The 23,719-nt window shown below is 44.9% G+C and carries 24 protein-coding genes and 1 pseudogene; 12 read left to right on the forward strand and 13 right to left on the reverse strand.

The window, feature by feature from the left end:
* The coding region (locus tag B6A14_RS09875) for an MFS transporter (protein WP_129560424.1) at window positions 1-825 on the reverse strand (825 nt) is incomplete at its 3' end.
* Between the two features lie 338 nt (window positions 826-1,163).
* Here B6A14_RS09875 and B6A14_RS09880 point away from each other — a divergent pair.
* From B6A14_RS09880 to ggt, 4 genes are read left to right on the forward strand one after another with little or no spacing between them, the layout of a single operon-like run.
* On the forward strand, window positions 1,164-2,249 hold the full coding sequence (locus B6A14_RS09880) for a TRAP transporter substrate-binding protein (RefSeq protein ID WP_087910349.1): 1,086 nt from the start codon (window positions 1,164-1,166) through the stop codon (window positions 2,247-2,249).
* 20 nt (window positions 2,250-2,269) lie between these two features.
* On the forward strand, window positions 2,270-2,812 hold the full coding sequence (locus tag B6A14_RS09885) for a TRAP transporter small permease subunit (protein WP_087910350.1): 543 nt from the start codon (window positions 2,270-2,272) through the stop codon (window positions 2,810-2,812).
* Window positions 2,809-4,254: a TRAP transporter large permease gene (locus tag B6A14_RS09890; RefSeq protein WP_087910351.1), complete on the forward strand. Its 1,446-nt coding sequence runs from the start codon at window positions 2,809-2,811 to the stop codon at window positions 4,252-4,254. The genes B6A14_RS09885 and B6A14_RS09890 overlap by 4 nt, the downstream gene beginning before the upstream one ends.
* 39 nt (window positions 4,255-4,293) lie before the next feature.
* Window positions 4,294-5,892, forward strand: coding sequence for a gamma-glutamyltransferase (gene ggt / locus B6A14_RS09895; protein ID WP_087910352.1), 1,599 nt, complete (start codon window positions 4,294-4,296; stop codon window positions 5,890-5,892).
* On the opposite strand, the gene B6A14_RS09900 is transcribed toward ggt, so the two are convergent.
* Window positions 5,879-6,508 carry a trimeric intracellular cation channel family protein gene (locus B6A14_RS09900; protein WP_087910353.1) on the reverse strand — a complete coding sequence of 210 codons (630 nt, stop codon included), beginning with the start codon at window positions 6,506-6,508 and terminating at the stop codon, window positions 5,879-5,881. The two genes, ggt and B6A14_RS09900, sit on opposite strands and share 14 nt — an antisense overlap.
* An 89-nt stretch (window positions 6,509-6,597) precedes the next feature.
* Here B6A14_RS09900 and maiA point away from each other — a divergent pair, with 89 nt between their 5' ends.
* Window positions 6,598-7,266 (forward strand): maleylacetoacetate isomerase, encoded by a 669-nt coding sequence (gene maiA, locus B6A14_RS09905; protein WP_087910354.1) that lies wholly within the window; start codon window positions 6,598-6,600, stop codon window positions 7,264-7,266.
* Here the strand turns inward: maiA and B6A14_RS09910 are convergent.
* The 3 genes from B6A14_RS09910 to B6A14_RS09920 form a co-directional block, all read right to left on the reverse strand.
* Window positions 7,259-8,203 carry a ketopantoate reductase family protein gene (locus B6A14_RS09910; RefSeq protein ID WP_236635729.1) on the reverse strand — a complete coding sequence of 315 codons (945 nt, stop codon included), beginning with the start codon at window positions 8,201-8,203 and terminating at the stop codon, window positions 7,259-7,261. The genes maiA and B6A14_RS09910 overlap by 8 nt on opposite strands.
* Window positions 8,178-8,465: a 2Fe-2S iron-sulfur cluster-binding protein gene (locus B6A14_RS09915; protein WP_236635730.1), complete on the reverse strand. Its 288-nt coding sequence runs from the start codon at window positions 8,463-8,465 to the stop codon at window positions 8,178-8,180. Before B6A14_RS09915 ends, B6A14_RS09910 begins: the two co-directional genes overlap by 26 nt.
* A gap of 63 nt (window positions 8,466-8,528) precedes the next feature.
* Window positions 8,529-10,088, reverse strand: a complete 1,560-nt coding sequence (locus B6A14_RS09920) for a Rieske 2Fe-2S domain-containing protein (protein ID WP_087910357.1) — start codon at window positions 10,086-10,088, stop codon at window positions 8,529-8,531.
* A 126-nt stretch (window positions 10,089-10,214) separates the two neighbouring features.
* Here B6A14_RS09920 and B6A14_RS09925 point away from each other — a divergent pair, with 126 nt between their 5' ends.
* Window positions 10,215-10,880 carry a GntR family transcriptional regulator gene (locus B6A14_RS09925; RefSeq protein ID WP_087910358.1) on the forward strand — a complete coding sequence of 222 codons (666 nt, stop codon included), beginning with the start codon at window positions 10,215-10,217 and terminating at the stop codon, window positions 10,878-10,880.
* 48 nt (window positions 10,881-10,928) lie between these two features.
* On the opposite strand, the gene B6A14_RS09930 is transcribed toward B6A14_RS09925, so the two are convergent.
* Complete coding sequence (locus tag B6A14_RS09930) at window positions 10,929-11,768, reverse strand: class II aldolase/adducin family protein (protein ID WP_087910359.1); 840 nt, start codon at window positions 11,766-11,768, stop codon at window positions 10,929-10,931.
* Window positions 11,769-11,920: 152 nt separating this feature from the next.
* Between B6A14_RS09930 and B6A14_RS09935 the strand changes: the two genes are divergently transcribed.
* Together B6A14_RS09935 and B6A14_RS09940 are read left to right on the forward strand one after the other, a co-directional pair.
* Window positions 11,921-12,817 (forward strand): LysR substrate-binding domain-containing protein, encoded by an 897-nt coding sequence (locus B6A14_RS09935; RefSeq protein ID WP_236635731.1) that lies wholly within the window; start codon window positions 11,921-11,923, stop codon window positions 12,815-12,817.
* Window positions 12,814-13,665, forward strand: a complete 852-nt coding sequence (locus B6A14_RS09940) for a DMT family transporter (RefSeq protein ID WP_161491130.1) — start codon at window positions 12,814-12,816, stop codon at window positions 13,663-13,665. Before B6A14_RS09935 ends, B6A14_RS09940 begins: the two co-directional genes overlap by 4 nt.
* Before the next feature lie 3 nt (window positions 13,666-13,668).
* Here B6A14_RS09940 and B6A14_RS09945 read toward each other — a convergent pair whose 3' ends face one another.
* From B6A14_RS09945 to B6A14_RS09955, 3 genes and pseudogenes are all read right to left on the reverse strand, one after another.
* On the reverse strand, window positions 13,669-15,006 hold the full coding sequence (locus tag B6A14_RS09945; protein ID WP_087910362.1) for an NAD(P)H-dependent oxidoreductase: 1,338 nt from the start codon (window positions 15,004-15,006) through the stop codon (window positions 13,669-13,671).
* A gap of 66 nt (window positions 15,007-15,072) precedes the next feature.
* A complete protein-coding gene (mdeB, locus tag B6A14_RS09950; protein ID WP_087910363.1) occupies window positions 15,073-17,712 on the reverse strand; it encodes an alpha-ketoglutarate dehydrogenase in 2,640 nt (879 codons plus the stop codon).
* 34 nt (window positions 17,713-17,746) lie between these two features.
* Window positions 17,747-18,649: pseudogene (locus B6A14_RS09955) on the reverse strand (2-oxo acid dehydrogenase subunit E2); the annotation flags it as partial.
* Window positions 18,650-18,850: 201 nt separating this feature from the next.
* On the opposite strand from B6A14_RS09955, the gene B6A14_RS09960 reads away from it, so the two are divergent.
* Together B6A14_RS09960 and B6A14_RS09965 are read left to right on the forward strand one after the other, a co-directional pair.
* Window positions 18,851-19,315 carry an Lrp/AsnC family transcriptional regulator gene (locus B6A14_RS09960; protein WP_087910365.1) on the forward strand — a complete coding sequence of 155 codons (465 nt, stop codon included), beginning with the start codon at window positions 18,851-18,853 and terminating at the stop codon, window positions 19,313-19,315.
* 49 nt (window positions 19,316-19,364) lie between these two features.
* The gene (locus B6A14_RS09965; RefSeq protein ID WP_087910366.1) at window positions 19,365-20,123 is read left to right on the forward strand and encodes an SDR family oxidoreductase; all 759 of its coding nucleotides are present in this window, start codon (window positions 19,365-19,367) and stop codon (window positions 20,121-20,123) included.
* A gap of 56 nt (window positions 20,124-20,179) precedes the next feature.
* On the opposite strand, the gene B6A14_RS09970 is transcribed toward B6A14_RS09965, so the two are convergent.
* Window positions 20,180-20,704 carry a gamma carbonic anhydrase family protein gene (locus tag B6A14_RS09970; RefSeq protein ID WP_087910367.1) on the reverse strand — a complete coding sequence of 175 codons (525 nt, stop codon included), beginning with the start codon at window positions 20,702-20,704 and terminating at the stop codon, window positions 20,180-20,182.
* Between the two features lie 45 nt (window positions 20,705-20,749).
* On the reverse strand, window positions 20,750-21,952 hold the full coding sequence (locus tag B6A14_RS09975) for an ammonium transporter (RefSeq protein ID WP_087910385.1): 1,203 nt from the start codon (window positions 21,950-21,952) through the stop codon (window positions 20,750-20,752).
* A gap of 136 nt (window positions 21,953-22,088) precedes the next feature.
* Here B6A14_RS09975 and B6A14_RS09980 point away from each other — a divergent pair, with 136 nt between their 5' ends.
* Complete coding sequence (locus B6A14_RS09980; protein ID WP_087910368.1) at window positions 22,089-22,451, forward strand: Rap1a/Tai family immunity protein; 363 nt, start codon at window positions 22,089-22,091, stop codon at window positions 22,449-22,451.
* Between the two features lie 47 nt (window positions 22,452-22,498).
* Complete coding sequence (locus B6A14_RS09985; RefSeq protein ID WP_087910369.1) at window positions 22,499-22,786, forward strand: glycine zipper domain-containing protein; 288 nt, start codon at window positions 22,499-22,501, stop codon at window positions 22,784-22,786.
* A gap of 34 nt (window positions 22,787-22,820) precedes the next feature.
* Here the strand turns inward: B6A14_RS09985 and B6A14_RS09990 are convergent, their stop codons facing one another.
* Together B6A14_RS09990 and B6A14_RS09995 are read right to left on the reverse strand one after the other, a co-directional pair.
* On the reverse strand, window positions 22,821-23,210 hold the full coding sequence (locus tag B6A14_RS09990) for an OsmC family protein (RefSeq protein WP_087910370.1): 390 nt from the start codon (window positions 23,208-23,210) through the stop codon (window positions 22,821-22,823).
* Between the two features lie 50 nt (window positions 23,211-23,260).
* Window positions 23,261-23,671: a rhodanese-like domain-containing protein gene (locus tag B6A14_RS09995; RefSeq protein ID WP_201721529.1), complete on the reverse strand. Its 411-nt coding sequence runs from the start codon at window positions 23,669-23,671 to the stop codon at window positions 23,261-23,263.
* Window positions 23,672-23,719 lie beyond the last annotated feature (48 nt).

Genomic DNA, 23,719 nt, shown 5'->3' on the forward strand with positions numbered 1-23,719 from the left:
CAATACTTGAGTCAGGTAGAACAAGGCATAGAACTGGCCTGTGTACCAAACCACCGCTTGACCTGCAACCAGACCAAACAATGCCAAGATAACAATCTTCAAGTTCTTCCATTGACCGAAGGGTGACTCTGTCAAAGGAGCTTTGGAGAGTTTGCCTTCTTCCTTCATCTTCTTAAAGGCTGGGGATTCGTTCATCGATAAACGGATGTATACAGAAACGCCCAACAATACGATGGAGAGGAGGAATGGAACACGCCAGCCCCAAACATCAAAGTCTGGACCAGTAAATTCACGTGTGAACAAAATCACGAGCAAGGAAAGGAACAAACCTAAAGTAGCAGTTGTTTGAATCCAAGCTGTGTAGGCACCACGCTTACCATGAGGCGCATGTTCTGCAACGTAAGTAGCAGCACCACCGTACTCACCGCCCAAAGCTAAACCTTGAAGCATACGTAATGCAATCAAGATTACTGGAGCAGCAACACCGATAGTTGCATAGTTAGGCAAACAACCCACAATAAAGGTTGCGCCACCCATCAAGAGGATGGTGACCAAGAAGGTGTACTTACGGCCAATCAAATCGCCTAAGCGGCCGAACACCAATGCGCCGAATGGACGCACGATGAAACCAGCAGCAAACGCTAGCAAAGCGAAAATGAAGGCAGAGCCAGCATCTAAGCCTGAGAAAAACTGCTTGGCCATAATGGCAGCCAATGAACCGTAAAGATAAAAGTCGTACCACTCAAAAACCGTACCTAATGAGGAAGCAAAAATAACTTTGCGCTCTTCAGCGGTCATTGGGGCTGCTTTGTGTGCTGTAGACATCAGTAGCTCCTAACTATTTTTATTAAATAAAAAAACAACCCGCCGATTATGCTTTGAAAAAAATCAAAGAAATCCATTACTTAGGGTAATTCCTCATGAATTTGACTCGGGGTTTTCCCGAGAAATGTGGATTTACTGCAACGCCCCCATAAACCACGAAGTTAATAGGGATTAGCCCACTTTTATGGCAGTATGCACAAAGAGGGTGCGCATCTGTGCATCTGGGTGCAAACTACATTAAGAAATAAAACCCCAATTCGTTTTAATAGTCTCAGAAGTGAATAAAAAGGCATTACTAAAAATGCCGCCCTATAAATATCCAACAAGGAGCAATTCAAATGAAAAGACGTGACTTTTTAGGTAAAACCGCACTTGGTGCAGCTGCAGGCGTATTGGCTGCACCGGCGATAGCCCAATCCATGCCAGAAGTGAAATGGCGCTGTGCCTCAAGCTTTCCAAAGAGCTTAGACACTATTTATGGTGGTGGTGAGTTCATCTCCAAACGCGTTGCCGCTTTGACTGATGGCAAGTTCCAAATTCGTATTTTCGGCGCAGGCGAAATCGTTCCAGCCTTCGGTACTGTTGATGCCGTACAACAAGGGACTGTAGAGTGCACCCACACTGCTGGCTATTACTTTGTCGGCAAAAATAAGACTTTTGCTTTTGATACTACCGTTCCTTTTGGTATGAACCAGCGCCAGCAAAATGCCTGGATGTATTGGGGTGGTGGCTTAAAGCTCCAACGTGAGTTCTTGCGCGACTACAACATTATTTCTTTCCCAGCAGGCAACACCGGCACTCAAATGGGTGGCTGGTTCAAAAAGCCAGTCAAGACTGTTGCTGACCTTAAAGGCCTGAAGATGCGTATCGCTGGTCTCGGTGGCGAAGTCATGTCCCGCTTAGGAGCAATTCCACAACAAATCGCCGGCGGTGATATTTATCCAGCGCTTGAAAAAGGTGTGATTGATGCGGCTGAGTGGGTTGGTCCTTACGACGATGAAAAACTCGGCTTCTACAAAATTGCCCCTTACTACTACTACCCAGGATGGTGGGAAGCTTGCTCGATGTACTCCATGTACGTCAATATCAAGGAATGGGAAAAATTGCCTAAGCAATACCAAGAAGCTTTGGCTTCAGCGTGTGCAGAGTGCAACATCGACATGATGGCCGAGTACGACTACAAAAACCCAATCGCCTTGCAAAGCTTAATTAAGAACGGTGTGAAGCTACAGTCTTATTCAACAGAAATTATGAAAGCTGCATCAAATGCAGCCTTCGAAATGTATGAAGAAGAAGCAGCTAAAAATCCATCGTTCAAGAAGATTTACGAGCCTTGGAAAAAATTCCGCAACGATCAAATGTTGTGGAACAAAGTTGCTGAGCAAACTCTCATGAGCTTCATGTTGACTAATCCAGTCAAATAAAAACTTACTGAGAATCTGATATGCCAAAACAATTTTTAGTTTTTGCAAGTTTCGTTGATCGTTTAAATGACCGTTTTGGTGTATTAGCGAGTTGGATGGTATTGATAGCCGTACTGGTCAGCACAGCAAATGCGCTGATTCGGTATGGCTTCAATGTCAGCTCCAACGGTTGGCTAGAAGCGCAGTGGTATCTATTCGCCGGCATGGTGATGTTTGGTGCTGCAACCACTTTCCGTCTCAATGAACATGTGCGAGTAGACGTACTTTATGCAATGTACCCCAACAAGCTCCGACTCTGGTTGGACTTTTGGGGTGGCATTGTTTTCTTCTTACCAGTAACCATCATTATTGGGTATTACTCCTGGGAATTTTTTATTACTTCAATCATTCAAAATGAAACTTCGAGTAACCCAGGTGGCCTGATTCGTTGGCCAGTTCGTGGCGCGATTACTTTGGGCTTTTTCTTATTAACACTCCAAGGTATTTCAGAAATTATCAAACGCTACGCTGCCATTATTGGCATGATTCAAATCGATCCTAAGTACGAAAGACCTCTGCAATGATTAGCCATGATTTGATGGCCCCCATCATGTTTGGGGGCTTAATTATATTTTTATTACTCGGATATCCAGCTGCTTTTTCGCTTGGCGCTGTTGGCTTATTCTTTGCATTTATCGGCATCGAAATGGGCATGTTTCAGCCCACTTTCTTACAAGCGCTGCCAGACCGAGTATTCGGTATTCTCTCGAATGACTTGCTACTCTCCATTCCCTTCTTCACCTTCATGGGTGCGATTCTGGAGAAATGTGGATTAGCAGAAGACATGCTCGAAGGCTTGGGTCAGTTGTTTGGCCCAGTCCGTGGTGGCTTAGCTTATGCCGTCATTATTGTTGGCGCGATTCTCGGTGCGATTACTGGAACCGTGGCCGCATCTGTGATTGCAATGGGATTAATTTCCCTACCAATCATGTTGCGCTATGGCTATAACCCACGTGTAGCTACCGGAGTGATTGCTGCATCAGGAACCATTACCCAATTGATTCCACCATCACTCGTATTAATTGTGTTGGCTGACCAGTTAGGTAAGTCTGTTGGTGATATGTATGCTGGCGCTATTGGACCATCCATTATTCAAGTGGCTCTGTTCTGTTTATTCATTTTCTTCTTGTCGATCTTTAGACCACAAGATGTGCCAGCGCTTCCACCAGAAGCACGCCCAAAAATTGATTGGAAGTTATTTAAGAAAATCCTCTGGGGTATTGTCCCTTCAATTGCACTGATCTTCTTAGTGCTGGGAACGATCTTGATGGGCCTAGCTACACCAACTGAAGGTGGTGCCATGGGTTCTGTAGGGGCATTAGTTCTCGCAGCAATGAACAAGCGCCTACAAAAAACTTTAGTCTGGGAGGCAATGACCTCCACCATGCGTATTAATGCCATGGTGATCTTCATTCTGATTGGCTCTACGGTATTTGGCTTGACCTTCCGCGGAGTAGATGGGGACCTTTGGATTGAGGAGCTCTTAACAGGCCTGCCAGGCGGACAAATCGGCTTCTTGATTGTGGTGAACTTATTTGTCTTTTTCTTAGCCTTCTTCTTAGACTATTTTGAAATCGCCTTCATCATCATTCCATTGTTGGCTCCAGTTGCAGAAAAACTTGGTATTGATCTGATTTGGTTTGGCGTGCTTCTCGGTGCCAATATGCAGACTTCATTCATGCATCCACCATTTGGATTTGCCTTGTTTTACTTACGAGGGGTAGCTGATAAAACCGTCAAAAGCTCGGATATTTACTATGGAGCACTACCGTGGGTTGGCCTGCAACTGATTCTGGTGGCGATCATCATATTCATCCCAGAAACAGTAACCTACTTTGTTGATAAGCCGACTGCTGCCTTTGATGCCAGCGGGCCCTCCGTTGATCCACTTGCTGGAGTTGAGCAAAATGAGATCACCGTAGACTCTAGTGCGGATATCGAGCGACAATTGCGAGAAAATAAATAATATAAAAATAGTTGTACAAAAAAATAGAGGGGTTTTGCAATGCAAGCAAAGTGGGGTATTCAAGGGATGGCGGTCGCACCGCATTCCCTTGCTTCTGAATCGGCATTAGCAGTTCTGAGAGAAGGTGGTAACGCATTAGAAGCAATGGTGGCTGCTGCAGCCACCATTGCTGTCGTTTATCCTCATATGAATTCAATCGGTGGTGACTCATTCTGGGTAATTCATTCGCCCGGTAAAGCAATGGGTGGTATTGATGCTTGTGGCGCTGCTGCTGGTTTAGCTAGCAAACAATGGTATGCAGAGCGCGGTATTACTAAAGCGATTCCATTTCGTGGTCCAGTTGCAGCCAATACTGTTGCTGGCACGATCTCAGGTTGGGGTGCCGCACACAAACTCTCCAAACAAGGTCTCGGCGGCAAGATTCCTTTATCGCGTTTATTGGCTGATGCTATTCATTACGCTGAAGCCGGTGTGCCAGTTACTCACAGTCAATCAAGCTTAACCGCTAAGAAGCGTGAGGAACTCAGCTCTATCCCTGGTTTCTCTAAGACATTCTTAGTAAACGGTAAAGCACCAGCGGTTGGCAGCATCTTTAAGCAAGAGCGTCTTGCTAAAACATTGCGTCAAATTGCAAGCAAAGGTACGGATGATTTTTATCGTGGTGATCTTGCTGATTTATTAGCAAAAGAACTGACTGATATTGGCAGCCCTCTGCGCTTAAGCGACTTGCATCGTCACCACGCAAAATTGATTGATCCACTTGAGCTCAAGCATAGTACCGGTAAGGTATACAACATGATTCCGCCTACGCAAGGCGTGGTGTCATTGATGATCATTGGCATCTTGGATCAATTGAACTTAAAACGCTTCAAGGTAGATAGTACTGAGTATGTGCATCACTGCGTTGAAGCAACCAAACAAGCATTTAAGATTCGGGATCAGTTTGTAACTGATCCGGCTTACATGACAAAAAATGCACAAGCGTTTTTATCTCCCGCATTCTTGAAAACACTTGCTAAGAATATCAACCCCAAAAAAGCCTTACCTTGGGGTCAAGGCAAAGGCCCTGCAGATACCATCTGGATGGGCGTGATTGATGGCGATGGTAACTGCGTCTCTTTCATTCAAAGTATCTATCACGAGTTTGGGGCTGGCATTGTTCTGCCAAAATCTGGTGTGAATTGGCAGAACCGGGGTTGCAGCTTCTCATTAGATCCCAAGGTGCTAAATCATCTTGAGCCTTATCGCAAACCTTTCCACACACTCAATCCGGCCATGGCTTTATTCAAAGATGGTCGCTCAATGGTGTACGGCACCATGGGTGGTGATGGTCAACCGCAAACGCAATGTGCAGTTTTTACGCGCACCGCTACTTATGGACTTGATCCACAAGATGCAATTAGTCGTCCACGCTGGTTGCTCGGTCGTACTTGGGGTCAAACAAGCGATAGTCTGAAATTAGAGTCTCGCTTTAGTCCATGGGTTGCAAAAGAATTACATGCCATGGGTCATGACATTGAGATGTTAGATGCTTTTGATGAGACAGTTGGTCACGCTGGTTGCATCATTCGTGATCCGTCAGGCACCCTGCGTGGTGGCTGGGACCCACGCAGTGACGGAGCTGTTAGCGCGTTTTAGTAATAAACATCTTTGGTACGCGCAGATCCCAGTAAATAGCGGCTGCGCGTAGCCCAAAGATTCCCAACATACACAGTACGGAACCCTCGATCGCATATTGAGGAATAAAGTTCAACACCAGCACATAAGCACAGCATCCCAGTGTTACTGGAATGGCATATAACTCATGTGACATTAAGAGTGTTTTGCGTCCAGCCAAAATATCCCTTAGTAAACCTCCGCCAATGGCTGTAATGACTCCCAAGATTACGGGCGCAACTGGCAAACCAAAATCCATACCCCAAGCTTTATCTGCCCCCTGAATCGCAAATAGTGCAGCACCAAAACCATCGATGTATAACATCCACCGATATATCTGCGGTTGAGTAAAAAAAGATTCTGCAAAAAAGGTGAGCACGCTAGCACCTAGCGCAAGCCATACATAAATCTGGTTCTCAGCCCAGAAGGGAGGGGCCTCTAAGATAATGTCTCGAATGGTTCCCCCGCCGATTGCGGTGATCAAGCCCAGCACTAAAACACCAAAAATATCTACTCCACGGTCTGCAATAGCTAAAACACCGGTCACGGCGAAAGCCATGGTTGCGATGATGCCAATCCAAAAATTAATATCTTCCATAGCAAGCAGTCTAAAGCAATTGAAAAGACCTTCTCTCAAATTTGCTTCATCAATATACTGTGGGCAACGAGTCAAACGAAAGCATTCATATGAAACCCCAGCTCTATAGCTATTGGCGTAGCTCAGCAGCCTTCCGCGTTCGCATTGCACTAAACCTCAAAGGCATGGATTACGAAATCATTCCAGTTCACCTCACTAAAAATGGTGGTGAACAAATGTCCGAGGGTTACGGGAATAAAAATCCAAACCGTCTAGTACCATTATTGGATGATGGAAAAAATAGTATTCATCAATCGCTAGCCATTATTGAATACTTAGAAGAGATTCAGGCACAACCAGCTTTGCTACCAAGTTCTCCAATCGATCGTGCTTGGGTGCGCTCATTGGCGATGGATATTGCGATTGATATTCATCCTATTAGTAACTTACGGGTGCTACGCTACTTAATCAAGCAAGTGGGAGCCAATAATGAGGCGAAAGATGCCTGGTATCAGCATTGGATCAAAATAGGTCTTGATAGTATGGAAAAGCAATTGAGTGGCGACCCACGTGTCGGTCGTTTTGCTTGCGGAGATCAGCCTGGCCTCATTGATATTTGCCTAGTGCCACAAATATTTAATGCCTTAAGTACTAAGATGGATGTCAGCGCCTATCCTACCCTCATGAAAATCTTTCATGAATGCATGAAACTACCTGCATTTATAGACGCCTCTTGGGAAAAGCAAATTGATGCAGAAGGATCAAACCCCTCTATTTAATTTGCGATTCCAACATCTTGACTAAGGCATGAACAGATTCGTTAAAGGGTGTAGCAATTCCGTATCGCTTACCCAAATCCACGATATAGCCGTTTAAGAAATCAATCTCTGTCATTTTTCCTCTGGCCAGATCCTGGGCAGTAGAAGAAACTTGGGTGACCATCGTGGTCGCTATAGAGGCATTGATTGCGACGGCTTCAGACATCGTGATATTGACATCTTCAAGTGCAGCAATCGCTAGAAACTCTTTAGTAATTTCCTCAATCAACTTAACAATCTCGGGGGATTTCACCATTTCTCCATAAGGAATCTGACCAATTCCTGAAATGGCATTAAAAGAACAGTTCACTAAAAACTTCAGCCACATATCTCTCTTAATCTGTGGCGTAATTGAGCAAGGTACACCTGCCCCCTCAAATAAGGCGCAAATCCCTTGAAGGTATTGATCATCTTGGTCATTGACTTGTGATGGATTGCCAATCAGTAACTCACCTCTGCCGTGATGCTTCACCGTTCTATGAGCAATCATCCCTGCAGCAACATAAACCACTGCCGCATAAATTGGATTGGCAACCACCTTGGAGGCAACGTCAATATTGGCTACGCCATTTTGCAGACTCAGAATCACTGCCTTACTTGGTAGGATAGATTGAACTTGTGCAATTGTGCGTTCAGTATCGAGCGACTTCACACTCAGCAAAAGTAAATCGGCATCGCTCAAAATCGAGAGCTCAGTACTTGCCTTGACTGCAATCGTTTCATGAAATGATTTGCAATCCATTTCCAAGCCAGCCTCATTAAGAACCTTAGCACGCTCGGGCCTAGCGATAAAAGTCACATCATGATGCGTGCGGGCTAACATGCCACCGAAGTAGCAACCAACAGCACCCGCACCTAATACATAGATTTTTTTATAGATCAAGGACCAAGGTTCCACTTCTGATATGCGAGATACAAGGAGTTAGGTACTCCTGATGTTCGTCATCACTCAAAATGCAGTCGCCATGCTCTATATCGCCATTGATATATCTGGTCTTGCAAGTACCACACAAACCAGATTGGCATGAAGTAGGTATATCAATACCCGATCTTGCCAAAGCATCAATGATTGATTCAGATCTCGTGACGCTAATTTTTTGGCCAGTACTTTGAACCTCAATCACTAGCTCTTCAGAGTCTGAACTGGAAATGTTATTCACTTTTTGTCTCACTCCACATAAAGAATGGGCTGCAATCGCAGCCCATCTCTTCTGATCTATAGATTAATGCTTAAATTGTGCTTTTGCAGTTTGCTCAAGCTCTTCCATTTTTTGCTTCACGAAGACCTCACGCTCTTTCCCTTTGCACTGCTCGCTCTCTGTGAGAATAGAAATCACACTCTTAGCAACAAAGCGTCTTTGCGCAACCTCTTCTTCAGTGGTAGCGCCAATTGGTAAATCAAACACGTTACCAGAGCAATAACTATTGGGAGCACCATTAAATTCTTTGAGCCACTCAGAAAATGCTTCTGCACTAGCTGCTGGATTGGAGCCGCGAACCGCGTCGCGTAACAGCTTTCTGAATAAATATGGGCCCGCATCAAACTTGGTCGGATTTTCTAGTGCATGAATCGCAATTGGTCTCTGGCTAATGATGGCCTCGTAGTCGCCAGGTGCATATTGCGCCATCTTGTAATTTGAACGTGTCCTATGATCTGATGGGATATCCACGATGTCGTTAATCGTATGCTTGCCAAAACGCTCGGCCCTTCTCAAGGCAACTTGACCATCTAAAAAGTCAATTGACTCGTAGCCAACCAACTCTTTTTGTCCGATACCGCGAGTATCAATACCAGGACCCATCACTCGCCAACCAATCATCTTGCTATTAAAGTCATCGACTGGAACTGTCCAGCGAATAATATGAAAGCGGCTGAATAATTTCTTATTAGAACCATCTTCAGAAGTGTAGGCATGCAAACTAAGGTTTGGTAGTACTTGATGTTGAACACGAATAAACAATTTATCGTTGTTAACACGGCGCGCGCCAGAGCAGGCCAAGCCTCTACCGCCATGGATTGGCACAAACTGCATATCTGGATGGACTTCCATGGTTGGGGCGCCCACTTCATCAAATGTTGTGCCTTGAAAATGACCGCCCACAACGTTTTTAGCAGCATGCAATTCTGCGGTGTGGAAATTATCAGCAGCATTATCTTGAACTTGCAACCAATTGCAGTGCTGGAAATTACTGTAAGGCACTAGTTCATCGCCAGGTGCTACCGTGAAGTCAGACTCCCACTCTGGAAATGGCGGCTCTTTATCAGGAGGCCCCATGTATGCAAATACCAAACCATTTCTTTCGAACGCTTTGTATGCGCCTTGCTGAATTGAGCAGGCATATTTTTTTGCTTCAGCTTCTTCACCCTTGGGAAAAGGTGCATTTAAACAAGTGCCATCGACATCAAATACCATGCCGTGATAGCAGCACTTAATACCGTGCTCTTGAATCAAACCATATTCAAGTGATGCACCACGATGCACACAGTGTGCATGTAATACACCAACCCTACCGCTACCATCACGGAACGCGACTAATTCTTCGCCCAAGATAGTTAAAAATTTTGGCGTATCCGTTAACTCTAGTGACATACATACGGGATGCCAAAACCCACGCATATATTCTCCCATTGGCGTGCCGGGACCAACTTCTGTCAGCTCTGGATCATGACCAGGAACTTTATTGGTGTAGTAACCACCATAGGGAACCAATTTCTGTGGCTTTGCACTTGTTCCAGCAGAAGCGCCTACCTTCTTTTCTGCCTGTTCCTGTTTGCTTGTCATTACTAAAGTCTCCTGTGAATTGACTAGATTTCTATACTCTTTGTATACTGTATACAGAGTATATAATATTTTTTATAGGGGTGCAGCCCCAAAACACGTATTTCAGGCACCCAGAACACGAAAAAGATGCTTTCTCAACTCAATAAACTCCCAGCCAGAACTGATTACGTCCAAGCAGTCTATAAGGCGCTGCTGGATGCCATTAGTGATGGTTCTTTGCAGCCCGGCACCCGGATTACCCAGGAAGAGATTGCTGAGCAGATGAATGTTTCTCGCCTGCCGGTTCTCCAAGCTCTGCGTCAGCTCAAAAATGATGGCTTTGTAGAAGATGCTCCCGGAAGAGGCTTACAAGTTACAGCTTTGAATATCGAGTGGATTGATAAGCTGTATGAGGTACGTGGTGCATTGGATTCTTTAGCCGCAAAACTCGCAGCTAGCAAAAAGTGTGTACTTGATCCCGCCCTCATCAAACATGGTCGTGCTGTTTCTGAAAAAGGGGATGTCAGAGCATTAATCGATGCTGATATTGCTTTTCATAGTGCAATCTATGAAGCCTCCGAAAACCCACTCATTGCGAAGAGCGCTCACCTACATTGGGCTCATTTACGTCGAGTCATGGGCGCAGTCTTGCAATTGACTCAACGCTCGGCCATTTGGGATGAGCATCAAGCAATTGCAGATGCAATTCAAAATGGTGATGAGAAAAAAGCGGCTGAGCTCTCTGAGTTACATGCAACCCGTGCTAGAAAAAGTCTCATCCATCAACTCGAGCAAGTTCTCTCGAGCAATTAAAAAATCCCAGCATTGCTGGGATTTTTCTTTGAGCGTAAATCTTTTCAATCACGCAAACATATCTGGCTGATTTTCTTTTAAATAACCCCAGATTGGCTGGAAATGTAACCAGCCAATGTACTCACTACCGACGTGCTCACGACTGTAGCGCGCCACTTCTGGAGGTAACAATATAGGCTTAATGCCTGTGGCTTCAACCATCATCTGCTGCTTGCAACAACGCTCTAAGGCGATGAACCAAAACGCTGCTGCTTCAATGCTATGACGACTTACTGTCAATAAACCATGATTACGGTGAATGATTGCTTTCACTTTCTTCAATGATCCTGCTACTTGATAGCCAGCGTTATCTTCAACGGCTACTTGACCAGCCTGCTCTGCTAACACCATGTGATCTTCAAAGAATGCAGCGGCATCTTGTGAGATTGGATCTAATGGCTTACCAAGTGATGCAAATGCGGTTCCATAAACGGTGTGGGCATGGCACATCGCAACAATGTCAGGATGCTTTTCATGAACGGCTGCGTGCAATACAAAGCCAGCACGATTTAATGCATGCTTGCCTTCTATGACATTACCTTCGTGATCTGCCAAAATTAAGTTAGACACCTTCACTTGATCAAAATGCACAGCCATTGGATTTGTCCAATAGCAATTTGGAAACTCTGGATCACGAACGGTTAAGTGTCCTGCAAAACCATAATCAAACTTTTCTAAAGCGAATGCTCTGCAAGCAGCAACCAACCGCTCCTTGAGATGCTGACGTTCCTCAGCAAAATTTTTGAATTTTGGTTGATACGGATAAATTTGGGTTTTATCTTCTGGTTGATAGATGGACTCTCTTCCACCCAAATCCAATTTACGTTCTTTTTCCACTACTTCGGCCATATACATTCCTCTTTCTTACAAGCAGATCAATATCGGGTGATTTAATTAGATTCAAACCTAAACGTGAGGCCAATCATGAGGTCTGCAACAGATTTTGACAAACGATAACTATTCATGGATAGATGAATGTAAATCATGTATATTTCATTTACATGAGAAAAATGCCAAATTATGTGCTCCTGAGAGCTTTTGAGGCTGCTGCCCGCCTCGAAAGCTTCACCCTAGCTGCTAAGGAGCTACACCTCACCCAATCAGCCATTAGTCATCAGATTAGAGAGCTCGAAGACTATTTTGGTAAGGCGCTCTTTTTACGAAAGAATCGCAAAGTAGAGCCAACAGCCGAAGGTCGGCGTTTATTAGATTCACTCTCAAGAGTATTTGATGTCATTGAAGCAGCATGTAGTGAAGTGACTCTCGCTCCCAGCTCACAAGTTCTTGCCTTGTACTGCTCACCGAGTTTTGCTGCCAAGTGGCTGAGTCCAAGATTGCCGGATTTCATCAAAAATAATCCCGATATCACTATTCGACTGACTTCTGGAGCTGAGCCGATTGATCTCTTGCGCAATCAGGAAGTTGATATTGCGATCTCCTATCAATCCATTCATGAAGGCCCCGGAATTACTTCCCTCTCTCTAGGCGAAGAAAAAATTATGCCGCTGTGCTCGCCCGAATTAATTGACCCCAAAATTCCAGTAAAAGAATTGATGAGCAAGCTAACCCTCATCGAGTCTTCACTCAATCACCATACATGGGAGCAGTGGTTTGAGATTAATGGACTCAAAAATCCATCAAGTCGAAAAATGTCATTTGACCGTGCAGCCCTTTCAGTATCTGCCGCTGTGGACGGCATAGGCGCCGTACTAGAGAGTGTGCGCTTTGCCGAAAGAGAACTCTCTCGTGGTGAGCTGGTTGAGATTGGTAAGGGAATTTTTTTACCCACCACCGATAGAACCCATTTTTTATCCTATCGCTCGAATACAAAAAACAGTCAAAAAATTAAACTCTTTAAAGAGTGGATATGTATTAAGGCAGGAGTATCTGTAGAGTGAAATCGCCAGTTTTTCTTTTCATTCTGAGTGGAATCTGCTTTTCTACTGTAGATACAATGGCCAAGATTCTGGTTCAAGATACCAATCTCATCGCTGTAGTGTGGTCTCGATTTTTTGGTCAACTATTACTTGCAGCTCCGATAGCCTGGTACTTTTTGGGAAAAAATTTCTGGCGTACTCAAAACTTACGCCTGCAACTCTTTCGCTCTTGCTTACTTGTTGCAACGGCAGCCTTATTTTTTGCAGGGCTCAATTGGTTGCCCCTAGCTGAGGCGTCATCAATTACATTCACCGCTCCAATTTGGGTAGCTATTTTATCGGGACCTATTTTAGGGGAACGAGTAGGAATAAAAGATTGGCTTGTTGCCGCAGTAGGATTCCTGGGCATACTCTTTATTGCCAGACCAGGTTCAGCAATTTTTCATATAGCAGCACTACTACTGGTTCTGATGGCGTTTCTCAATGCCATCTTTCAGCTCTCCACTAGAAAACTGGTTGATGACTCGCAGTACACCACTTTCTTTTACAGTGGCATCGTTGGGCTCGTGGTCTCTACCTTATTACTCCCGCTTTCAGCGCCACTTCCTGTCTTACCTACATATGAATATGTCTTATTTGGCTTGATAGGCTTATTTGGTGGATTTGCCCATCTATTAGTTGTGCTGGCGTTCTACAAAATGCGGCCTTACAAACTAACCCCTTTAGTTTTCTTGCAGCTGATCTGGGCAGTGAGCTATGGCTATCTCATTTTCGGTGAGCTACCCGATAGCTTAAGCGTTGTAGGCATGATCCTAATTGCTTCTTCAGGCATCTGGTTGATCTGGAATCATCGCACCATATCCACCTAAGCTCTAAGCAAACACTTTTTCCATTTCACGTCGAAATTGAATTGCCTGCTGAGTGGCGTCGTAATCCACATCACCCCAACATACTGGCTTCCCAGCTAGAATATCTTTATTCAGAATCATGTTGTGCGCCAAACCAATTGGCAAAGCACCAAGCTTGAGTGAATCTGCAGCAGTCATCAACTTTCCATACACAGTGAAACCGCCTTCTCCATCTAATTTCTCACCAGCTTTTAGGGTGCGCTTAGCAGTAGCAACAACGTCACCCCTCCAATCACCAGTCGCCCCAGTAGCCTCTCCTCGGACTGCAATACTTGCAACGGAAATGCCTAGCTCTAAACCTATCAAGTGATAAGGCTTATACATCGCTGCATATTTACCAGTGCTATCTGTTTTTAAACCGTACTGTGAAAAGCAATCGATGACGTATTGACTAGGTGCCTCAAACACTGCAAAAACGCCCCAACGTAAATCTCTAAATACCGGGCGCCCATCCCTCTCAACTGAAGACACCACTTCAACAGTCCCCTTTTGTTTCAGAATGCCGCCTTCAGAAATAGGTCGGAAGATATGCGGCAAGTCATCTACCCCACAAGGTGGAAACTCCAAGCCATTACTCGGGGGAGTTAAATCACAGGCGTTTGATACTGCAGCCATTTCCAGGGCAGATTTTGTGCCATCCAAAAATGAATTGAACATTTGTGCGTTAAAGTCGCCGCCAGCAACTTGTTCCTCAGAAAATCCATAGTGTCCCCAAACAGTTTCAGGAGTAGACTGATGGTAGATGGGTAAATATTTAGTGCCCTTACCTGCACACACTACTTCTAAGCCTATCGTTCTTGCCCAATCTACTAATTCTGCGATGAGTGCTGGCTGATCTCCAGAAGCCATGGAATAAATCACACCAGCCTCTGCTGCCTTACGGGCAAGCAATGGTCCAGCCAGTACATCTGCTTCTACGTTGACCATAATAATGTGCTTGCGATGATCAAAACAAAGCAGGGCATGACGAATACCAGCCGCAGGACTACCAGTAGAGTCGATCACAATATCAATGTGCTCACTAGCAATCATTTTTTCTGTATCGTCTGTCACGAAGGTAGCGCCCGACTTGGCGGCATCCTGTAATGAAGTAGCGCTATAGCGAGGGGCATCCCATCCTACGCGAGCAAGCGATTCTTTTGCACGAGCGGGCGATAAATCAGCGACTGCAACCAAATGAATACCTGGAGTACGTGGCGCTTGCGAAAGATACATAGAGCCGAACTTACCGGCGCCAATAATGCCCACACGCACGGGATTATTGTTAGCTGCACGCGCTTTGAGCTTTTGAATAAGGGACATCTATCAATCTCCAGAAAATTCGGTAATAACTAATAATAAAGTGATCATAAGGCATCAAGTGAAAGATTATTTTTTCAATGATTCTTTCGCTACCTTATAAACACTGTTCGCATTCACGCCGAAATACTCACGTAATGCCGCTCTTGTATCGCTTCTACCGAAACCATCGGTACCGAGCGTCATATATCCTCTGCCCTCAGGAATATATGCACGTATGCTTTCTGGTAGTGCATGTACATAGTCAGTGGCAGCCACAATCGGACCCTGACCTTGAGCTAATACCTCTGAAATATATGCTTGCGTATCACTAGTGCTACCAGAGAGTCGTGTCTGCTCTTTTAATTTACCATCTCGAGATAACTCACTCCAACTGGTCACACTAAAGATATCAACATTGATACCATCATCAGCTAGCATGTCTGCTGCCTTCAGAACCTCAGTCATGATGGCGCCAGATCCAAGTAAGCTCACATAAGATTTGCCATCGCTGTTAGCAGCCTTAATAGTCTTAAATTTATAACAACCCCGAATCACGCCCTCAGCTGCATTCTCAGGTAAATCAGGTTGAGCATAGTTTTCATTCATGAGGGTGATGTAGTAGAACAAATCTTTTTGATCAATCAACATGTCACGCATCCCTTGATCCACAATTACCGCTAGCTCACCGGCAAAGGCGGGATCATATGCTTTGCAATTAGGAATGGTTGCAGCAACGAGCTGACTACTACCATCTTGATGTTGCAGACCCTCACCACCTAATGTTGTTCTACCTGAGGTGGCGCCCAATAAAAATCCTCTAGCACGTTGATCGGCCGCAGCCCAAATGGCATCACCAATTCTCTGAAAGCCAAACATGGAGTAGTAGATATAAAAAGGTAGCATTGCAATACCGTGAACGCTATAACTGGTTGCTGCAGCAGTCCAACTGGCAATTGCCCCTGCCTCACTAATACCCTCCTCCAGAATTTGTCCATCCAAGGCCTCGCGATAACTCAGCACTGAACCAATATCTTCTGGCTCATAGCGCTGGCCTACACTCGAGTAAATGCCAACCTGCTTAAACAAATTGGCCATACCAAAGGTACGCGCTTCATCCGCAACAATCGGTACAACACGAGGTCCTAGCTCTTTATCTTTGAGCAAGTTTCCAAGCATACGCACAAAAGCCATCGTGGTAGACATCTCTTTATCTTCGGCTTTAATCGCAAACGCTGCATATGAATAGATATCTGGGACATTTAATTTATCACATTCTGAATAGCGCTTAGGCAATTGTCCGCCAAGCTTATTGCGCTGTTCTTTTAGATATTTCAGCTCTTCACTGTCCTCATTAGGCCTAAAGAAAGTTAGGCTAGTTGCCTGCTCATCAGTCAATGGCAAATTGAAACGATTGCGATACTCAATTAATGCCTCATCATCTAACTTCTTTTGACTATGTGTTGTCATCTTTCCTTGTCCAGCATTACCCATGCCGTAGCCCTTCTTGGTATGCGCCAAGATCACGGTTGGCTGACCCACATGGTTGGCTGCAGCTTGATAAGCCGCATGAATTTTGACTAAATCATGACCGCCTCTTTTCAGTCGATCAATTTGCTCATCAGTCATACCCTGAGCAAGACATGCTAATTCTTCATTTTGGCCAAAGAAATTCTTACGATTAAAGCTACCATCTTTGGCGGCAAAGGTTTGCATTTGACCGTCAACGGTTTGAGCAAAGGCTTTTACTAGCGCTCCCGTGGTATCTCTAGCAAATAACCCATCCCAATCACTACCCCAAACCAATTTAATGACGTTCCAACCAGAGCCCCGAAACAGTTTTTCCAACTCATCAATGATTCTGCCGTTACCACGCACCGGTCCATCTAGGCGTTGTAGATTGCAATTGACAACCCAAACTAGGTTATCCAGCTTTTCTCTAGAGGCTAATGTCAATGCGCTCATGCTTTCTGGCTCATCCATCTCACCATCACCAAATACACCCCATACTTTTCTGGTTGAGCAGTCTAATAATTTGCGATCACTGAGATAGCGCATGAAGCGTGCGTGATAAATCGAGCTGATTGGGCCGATGCCCATGGAGCCTGTTGGGAACTGCCAAAAATCAGGCATTAACCAAGGATGTGGATAACTAGATAAACCTCTTGCACCTGACTCGGGCGCAGTAATCTCGCGGCGGTAATGCGCAAGATCATTTTCAGTCAGCCTTCCCTCTAAATAGGCTCGAGCATATACGCCTGGGGCACTATGCGGTTGGAAGAAAACCAAGTCTCCACGTTCTTTAGCATCGCCACCCTCAGTTCTTGCACGGAAAAAATGATTGAACCCAACCTCAAATAAATCTGCAGCGCTGGCATAGCTAGCAATGTGACCACCCAGCTCACCATAGGCTTCATTTGCCTTTGCCACCATTGCTAGCGCATTCCATCTCATCAGCGAGGCTAGCTTTTCTTCAATTGCCAAATCTCCAGGAAATGGAGATTGCTCATCTACTGGTATTGAATTGATATAAGGCGTGACTAAGTCAGGCACCCAATTAATCTGATTTTTATTAGCAAGCTTTACCAAGTTATCCAAAATAAATCTGGCGCGCGCACTATCGCCTGAAGCGAGTAAATCCATAAACGCCTCATTCCACTCTGCAGTTTCTGCCGGGTCTGTATCGATATGCTCAAGATTTAAGTATTTTTTAATGCTGGGAGCGTTCATGAAAAATTCCTCTGTAACTTTTTATCTTTGAAGTTCATAACATCACCTTACGAAAATCACCTAATAACTGAGTAAGGTGCGTAGTGAAGTGGGTGGCTAAAGCACCATCAATAACGCGATGATCGGCGGTCATAGAAAGCGGGCAAATCAGGCGCGGAACAAATTGCTTTCCATTCCATACAGGCTTCATAGCAGACTTATTTACCGCCAGAATGGCTACTTCAGGTGCATTCACAATCGGGGCGCAATACGTACCACCGATGCCACCCAATGAAGAGATCGTAAAGGAGGCGCCCTGCATCTGATCAGGCTTGAGCTTTCCTTCTCGGGCCAGTATCGCCAGGCTAGCAGTCTCTTTTGCAATCTCTTGAATACCTTTTTGATCCGCATTACGAATCACTGGCACAACGAGACCGCCTGGTGTATCGACTGCAAATCCAATATGAAAATATTTTTTTAGAATGAGATCTTCACCATCCAGCGAAGAATTCAATCTTGGGCATTGCTTAAGAGCAGCTACTGCAGCCTTGATCAGAAATGCCAATAAAGTAATCTTAGGCTCATCTTTCTGATTCTCTTTGTTTAATACTGCACGAAACTCTTCTAGATCAGTAATATCAGCATCATCGTGATAAGTGACTGCCGGGATCATGACCCAATTACGTGCGAGATTAGCAGCCGATACTTTTTGAATGCGGCTACGAGCTTGACGCTCTATTTCTCCAAACTTAGTAAAGTCGACCTTAGGCCAAGGCAAAAGATCAAAATTTGCAATACCCTGAGTACTCCTTGTAGGCGCGCGCTCTCTTGCCAACATGGAGCGCTTAATAAATTGCTGAATATCTTCTTTGGTAATTCGACCACGTTGACCACTACCCCGAACCTTCTGGATATCGACACCAAATTCACGGGCGAATTTTCTGGTCGAAGGGCCGGCCCAAAACTCCAGCCCAGTTCTGACTTGATCCCTCTGAACTTCTGGAAACGCAATTTCAATACCCACAACCCCTCCAAAGATTTACAGCAGTATCTAAGGCTTTATTTTGTTGGATTACAGGCAAAATAGGATGCTAATTATTGGTCTTAAATCATTATTTTCAGCATAATATGCTTATTAAAGTAATTTTTAAGGAACTTTATGAAGATAGATCCCATAGATATCAGAATTTTGAATGAACTTCAAAATGACAGCTCTCACAGTAATGTGGAGCTCGCTAAACGGGTTCACCTATCCCCATCCCCCTGCCTCATGCGCGTCAAAGCGCTGAAAGATAAAGGCGTCATCAGAAATTATGTTGCACTGGCAGATCCTAAGGTCTTAGGACTTGGCTTAAACGTCTTTATCTCCATTAGCCTTAAAGAGCAGTCAAAAGCAGCCCTAGGAGAATTTGAACAACGTATCTCAGAACATGATGAGGTGATGGAGTGCTATCTCATGACTGGTGATAGCGATTATCTCATTCGTGTGGCAGTGGCTGATATGGGTGCGCTAGAAAAATTTATCCTAGAGCAACTAACGCCAATTCCAGGGATTGAAAAAATTCGTTCTAGCTTTGCCTTAAAACAAGTACGCTATAAAACTGCTTTACCATTACCCAAGTAAATGTAGGGCAATATAGAATTCATCAGAGACATTTATTAGAAAGAAAGCAATGCCACAAAATAATAAAGTAGCACTCGTCACCGGCGCCGGAGTAGGCATTGGAAGGGCTGCAGCTAAAGCTCTTCTGAAAGGCGGTTATCAAGTTGTACTGACTGGACGCAATTTAGAGAAATTAGAAAAAGCAATTACTACTATTGGCGGTACCAGTGAAAACTGTCTTGCGGTTGCTTGCGATGTTGGTCAGCCAGATCAAGTCAAGAAATTATTTGCAGCGCTCAAAGAACGCTTTGGGCGTATCGATGTACTTTTCAATAATGCCGGTATTGGTGCACCAGCGATTCCGATGGAAGAGCTGACATATGAGCAATGGATGAATGTTGTGAACTCCAATCTCTGCGGCGCATTCTTATGCTCTCAAGAAGCGATTCGCATGATGAAGGTGCAGTCTCCTCAAGGCGGCAGAATTATTAATAACGGCTCTATCTCTGCGCATGCTCCAAGACCAATGTCAGCTCCTTACACTGCCACCAAGCATGCGATCAGCGGATTGACTAAAACCATTTCATTAGATGGACGCCCCTTTAATATTGCTTGCGGTCAAATTGACATCGGTAATGCCGCAACAGAGATGACTGAGCGTATGGCCGCAGGCATTATGCAGGCCGATCAATCCATTAAGGTCGAGCCACGTATGGATGTGGATCATGTAGGTGAGGCAGTACTGCATATGGCTCAACTTCCACTAGAGAGCAATATTCTTTCAATGACGATCATGGCAACTAATATGCCGTTTGTCGGCAGAGGCTAATTGAAAGAGTTGAGGTGGGATATTCACACTAAGCGCGTAGATATTCCACCAAACTCTTAAACAATCTTTTTGAGTGTCTTAATGTAACGCTGCGCATTCTTGACATAGCGATCTGCAATATCTTCAATGCCAGCTATCTGCTCGGGGCTTAGTGTCTTTACTGCTTTTGCAGGCGAGCCAATGATCATTGAGCCATCTGGAAACTCTTTACCTTCGGTCACGAGAGCCCCAGCACCCACCAAACAATGCTTACCAATCTTTGCGCCGTTCAAGATGACAGCGCCAATGCCGATAAGACTTCCATCGCCGATATGACATCCATGCAGCATGACTTGATGACCTACCGTAGCATGCTTACCAATGATGAGTGGGTAACCGGGATCGGTATGTAAAACAGATGCGTCTTGCACATTACTGCCTTCACCAATTTGGATGAGATCGTTATCACCACGGATAACCACCTTAGGCCAGATGCTCGCATTTTTATGGAGCTCTACCTTGCCGATTACCTCAGCACTCTCGGCAACCCAGGCGCCCTCAGATAACTGAGGGGCATTTCCGTCTAGTTCAAATATAGCCATGACTCATTATAGGTATGAATCAGGCCATCAATAAAGACTCTCAAACTACCAATTAGGCTCGCGGTCTGGAGTAGAAGAAATACGATGTACGCTTAAATCAGCGCCTTCATATTCTTCCTCTTGCGACATCCGAATACCGAGCATCACCTTGAGCGCTCCGTAAACCACAATGCCGCCGATCAGAGCAACGCCCACGCCGATAGCACTACCAATCAATTGGCCTGTAAAGGTAACGCCGCCAATACCGCCCAGCGCTTTTGTCCCAAAGATGCCGGCAGCCAAACCGCCCCAAAGCCCACATAAACCATGCAATGGCCATACGCCCAGAACGTCATCAATCTTCCAGCGGTTTTGTACCAAGGTAAACATGTAAACAAATAATGCACCTGCGACCAGGCCAACAACCAATGCTCCAACTGGATGCATTAAATCAGAGCCAGCACAAACAGCAACTAAGCCTGCAAGAGGGCCGTTATAGGTAAAGCCTGGATCGTTGCGGCCAACAATCCAGGCTGCGAGTGTGCCACCAACCATTGCCATTAATGAGTTCATAGCAACTAAGCCACTGATCTTATCAATCGTCTGTGCACTCATCACATTGAAACCAAACCAACCTACTGCCAAAATCCATGCGCCCAAAGCTAAGAATGGAATACTTGAAGGCGGATGTGCAGAAATTTGACCCTCTTTGGTATAGCGACCACGACGCGCGCCCAAGAGAATCACTGCAGGCAAGGCAATCCAACCGCCAACTGCATGCACTACTACTGAGCCAGCAAAGTCATGAAACTCTTCGCCAGTCAAACCTTTAATCCAAGCCTGAATACCATAATGCTGGTTCCATGCAATACCTTCAAAGAATGGATAAACAAAACCGACCAATATGAATGTTGCAATCAACTGGGGGTTGAATTTGGCGCGCTCTGCAATACCGCCAGAAATAATTGCAGGTATGGCAGCAGCAAAAGTCAGCAAGAAGAAAAACTTCACTAACTCATAACCATTTTTCTCGGCCAGCAATTCTGCTCCAGAGAAAAAGTTCACGCCATAAGCAATGCTGTATCCAATGAAGAAGTACGCAATTGTCGAAACTGCAAAGTCCACCAAGATTTTGACGAGTGCATTGACTTGGTTCTTTTTACGAACAGTTCCTAATTCTAAGAACGCAAAACCTGCGTGCATGGCAAGGACCATGATGGCGCCCAGCAAAATAAATAAAGCATCGCTGCCTGTTTTCAAAATTTCCATGAAATTTTTCCTCTGATTTTTTGCATCATTATGGGGAAAAAATAATCCCAAACAAGTGCAATATGCACCCATTTAGTGCGTTAATTAGCCCAATATATGGTTTATGATGAAATTTCATACATCCAAGGGAGAACCCATGAAGAAAGTCCTCGTTGTTTTGGCTGCTCTAGCGGCATTTTCTGGCCTAGCTCAGGCCCAAGAAACCATCAAAGTATTAAGCACCCAAGAATTAGTCAATGTTTGCAAATTCCCTGCTAGCCCAGAATCTCGCAGCTTCTGCATCGGATTTACTACTGCCGTGTATGAAACTTATTTAGCAACTCGTCATCCGCAACGTGCCAAACCGTTTATTTGTGTTAACCAACCTGCTCCAGCGCGCGACGATGTCATTAGTGACTTTGTAAAGTTTGCACAATCAAATCAACAAGTAGCTGACAAGCCAGCTGCAGGTGTGTTCTTAGGATTTATGGCTGGACGCTTTCCTTGTGGCAAAAAATAATTCACAGTACTTAGCGAACTCAAAATACATTTAAAGGATCAGTTGATATGAAAAAAATTATTGCGATTACAGCAGCAACCCTTGCTATCGCTGGTTGTTCAAATATGAGCAACACGGAGCAACGCACACTTTCAGGCGCGAGTATTGGCGCTGCTGCTGGTGCTGTTGGCACAGCTATTTTCCACGGCAACCCTATTTGGGGCGCGGTTGGTGGCGCAGCTGTTGGTGCGGCCTCTGGTTACGTATACGACGCCTACAAAAAAGAGCAGGCATCTGAATACAACTCTGGCTACAAAGCTGGAAAAAATAATCAGCCAGCTAAAGCTCCTAACTAAAACTCGCTTTACATTAAAAACTACCCAGCTTGTATTAACTTACTGGCTGGGTTTTTATTTGGATCTGCCCCGCTAAAGCTTTATGGATAGGGCACTTATCAGCAATTTCCATTAAGCGTTCTTTTTCTTCTGCACTTAAATTACCAATTAACTGAATATCGCGCGTAAATTTTTCGATGTCATCGCTGCGTTCAATATCAACAGTAACGATTGCGTTCTCTAGATTCATTGCCTTGCGACTGGCATACATTTTTAATGTCATACTTGTACAGGCTGCCAGAGCAGCACCTAAATATTCATGTGGACTTGGTCCCGTCCCGCCGCCACCCTTAATGACTTCTGCATCTGATAAAAAATGTAAATCGCCTGCGCTTAATTTTTGCTGAAGCGGTCCTTCACCAAACTGCGACTCTACTTTTCTCATAATTTCCTCAAATAAATTAAATAGTGCTGATTATTTAGCCAATTTCAGATCTATGCCGAATGGGGTTTACTTGTTTTATCTACTGTAGGTAGCTGAGCTTTCTTCCAGGCACTAAAGCCACCCTCCAGATGCGAGACTTTCGGTACTCCCATTTTCTGTAGTGTCTCGGTAGCCAATGCAGAGCGCCATGCAGAAGCACAGTAGAGAACCAGGCGCTTACCTTCGCCAAAAATCGGCTTGAAGTAGGGGCTCTCTGGATCCACCCAAAATTCCAACATACCTCTTGGAGCATGCAGGGCATTGGGAATCATGCCCTCGCGCTCTAATTCTCGAATATCACGAATATCAACAAATACGGTATCGGGGTCACCTAGCAAGTCTTGAGCTTTTTCTAGCGGAACCGTCTCGATTTCAGCCATCGCGCGGGCAATAAGCTCTTCATAGCCAACTTTTAATTTCACTAAAACCTCCTAAAGTAACAATGTCATAAAGCAGGGCATCACCTGCTA

The organism is Polynucleobacter hirudinilacicola, from assembly GCF_002192535.1.
GTDB lineage: Bacteria > Pseudomonadota > Gammaproteobacteria > Burkholderiales > Burkholderiaceae > Polynucleobacter > Polynucleobacter hirudinilacicola.

What these genes read in the sequence shown, in the direction of transcription:
- B6A14_RS09880 (WP_087910349.1), top strand. Translation starts at nt 1,164, where the DNA reads ATGAAAAGACGTGACTTTTTAGGTAAAACCGCACTTGGTGCAGCTGCA.
- B6A14_RS09885 (WP_087910350.1), top strand. Translation starts at nt 2,270, where the DNA reads ATGCCAAAACAATTTTTAGTTTTTGCAAGTTTCGTTGATCGTTTAAAT.
- B6A14_RS09890 (WP_087910351.1), top strand. Translation starts at nt 2,809, where the DNA reads ATGATTAGCCATGATTTGATGGCCCCCATCATGTTTGGGGGCTTAATT.
- ggt (WP_087910352.1), top strand. Translation starts at nt 4,294, where the DNA reads ATGCAAGCAAAGTGGGGTATTCAAGGGATGGCGGTCGCACCGCATTCC.
- B6A14_RS09900 (WP_087910353.1), bottom strand. Translation starts at nt 6,508, where the DNA reads ATGGAAGATATTAATTTTTGGATTGGCATCATCGCAACCATGGCTTTC.
- maiA (WP_087910354.1), top strand. Translation starts at nt 6,598, where the DNA reads ATGAAACCCCAGCTCTATAGCTATTGGCGTAGCTCAGCAGCCTTCCGC.
- B6A14_RS09920 (WP_087910357.1), bottom strand. Translation starts at nt 10,088, where the DNA reads ATGACAAGCAAACAGGAACAGGCAGAAAAGAAGGTAGGCGCTTCTGCT.
- B6A14_RS09925 (WP_087910358.1), top strand. Translation starts at nt 10,215, where the DNA reads ATGCTTTCTCAACTCAATAAACTCCCAGCCAGAACTGATTACGTCCAA.
- B6A14_RS09930 (WP_087910359.1), bottom strand. Translation starts at nt 11,768, where the DNA reads ATGGCCGAAGTAGTGGAAAAAGAACGTAAATTGGATTTGGGTGGAAGA.
- B6A14_RS09935 (WP_236635731.1), top strand. Translation starts at nt 11,921, where the DNA reads ATGAGAAAAATGCCAAATTATGTGCTCCTGAGAGCTTTTGAGGCTGCT.
- B6A14_RS09945 (WP_087910362.1), bottom strand. Translation starts at nt 15,006, where the DNA reads ATGTCCCTTATTCAAAAGCTCAAAGCGCGTGCAGCTAACAATAATCCC.
- mdeB (WP_087910363.1), bottom strand. Translation starts at nt 17,712, where the DNA reads ATGAACGCTCCCAGCATTAAAAAATACTTAAATCTTGAGCATATCGAT.
- B6A14_RS09960 (WP_087910365.1), top strand. Translation starts at nt 18,851, where the DNA reads ATGAAGATAGATCCCATAGATATCAGAATTTTGAATGAACTTCAAAAT.
- B6A14_RS09965 (WP_087910366.1), top strand. Translation starts at nt 19,365, where the DNA reads ATGCCACAAAATAATAAAGTAGCACTCGTCACCGGCGCCGGAGTAGGC.
- B6A14_RS09970 (WP_087910367.1), bottom strand. Translation starts at nt 20,704, where the DNA reads ATGGCTATATTTGAACTAGACGGAAATGCCCCTCAGTTATCTGAGGGC.
- B6A14_RS09975 (WP_087910385.1), bottom strand. Translation starts at nt 21,952, where the DNA reads ATGGAAATTTTGAAAACAGGCAGCGATGCTTTATTTATTTTGCTGGGC.
- B6A14_RS09980 (WP_087910368.1), top strand. Translation starts at nt 22,089, where the DNA reads ATGAAGAAAGTCCTCGTTGTTTTGGCTGCTCTAGCGGCATTTTCTGGC.
- B6A14_RS09985 (WP_087910369.1), top strand. Translation starts at nt 22,499, where the DNA reads ATGAAAAAAATTATTGCGATTACAGCAGCAACCCTTGCTATCGCTGGT.
- B6A14_RS09990 (WP_087910370.1), bottom strand. Translation starts at nt 23,210, where the DNA reads ATGAGAAAAGTAGAGTCGCAGTTTGGTGAAGGACCGCTTCAGCAAAAA.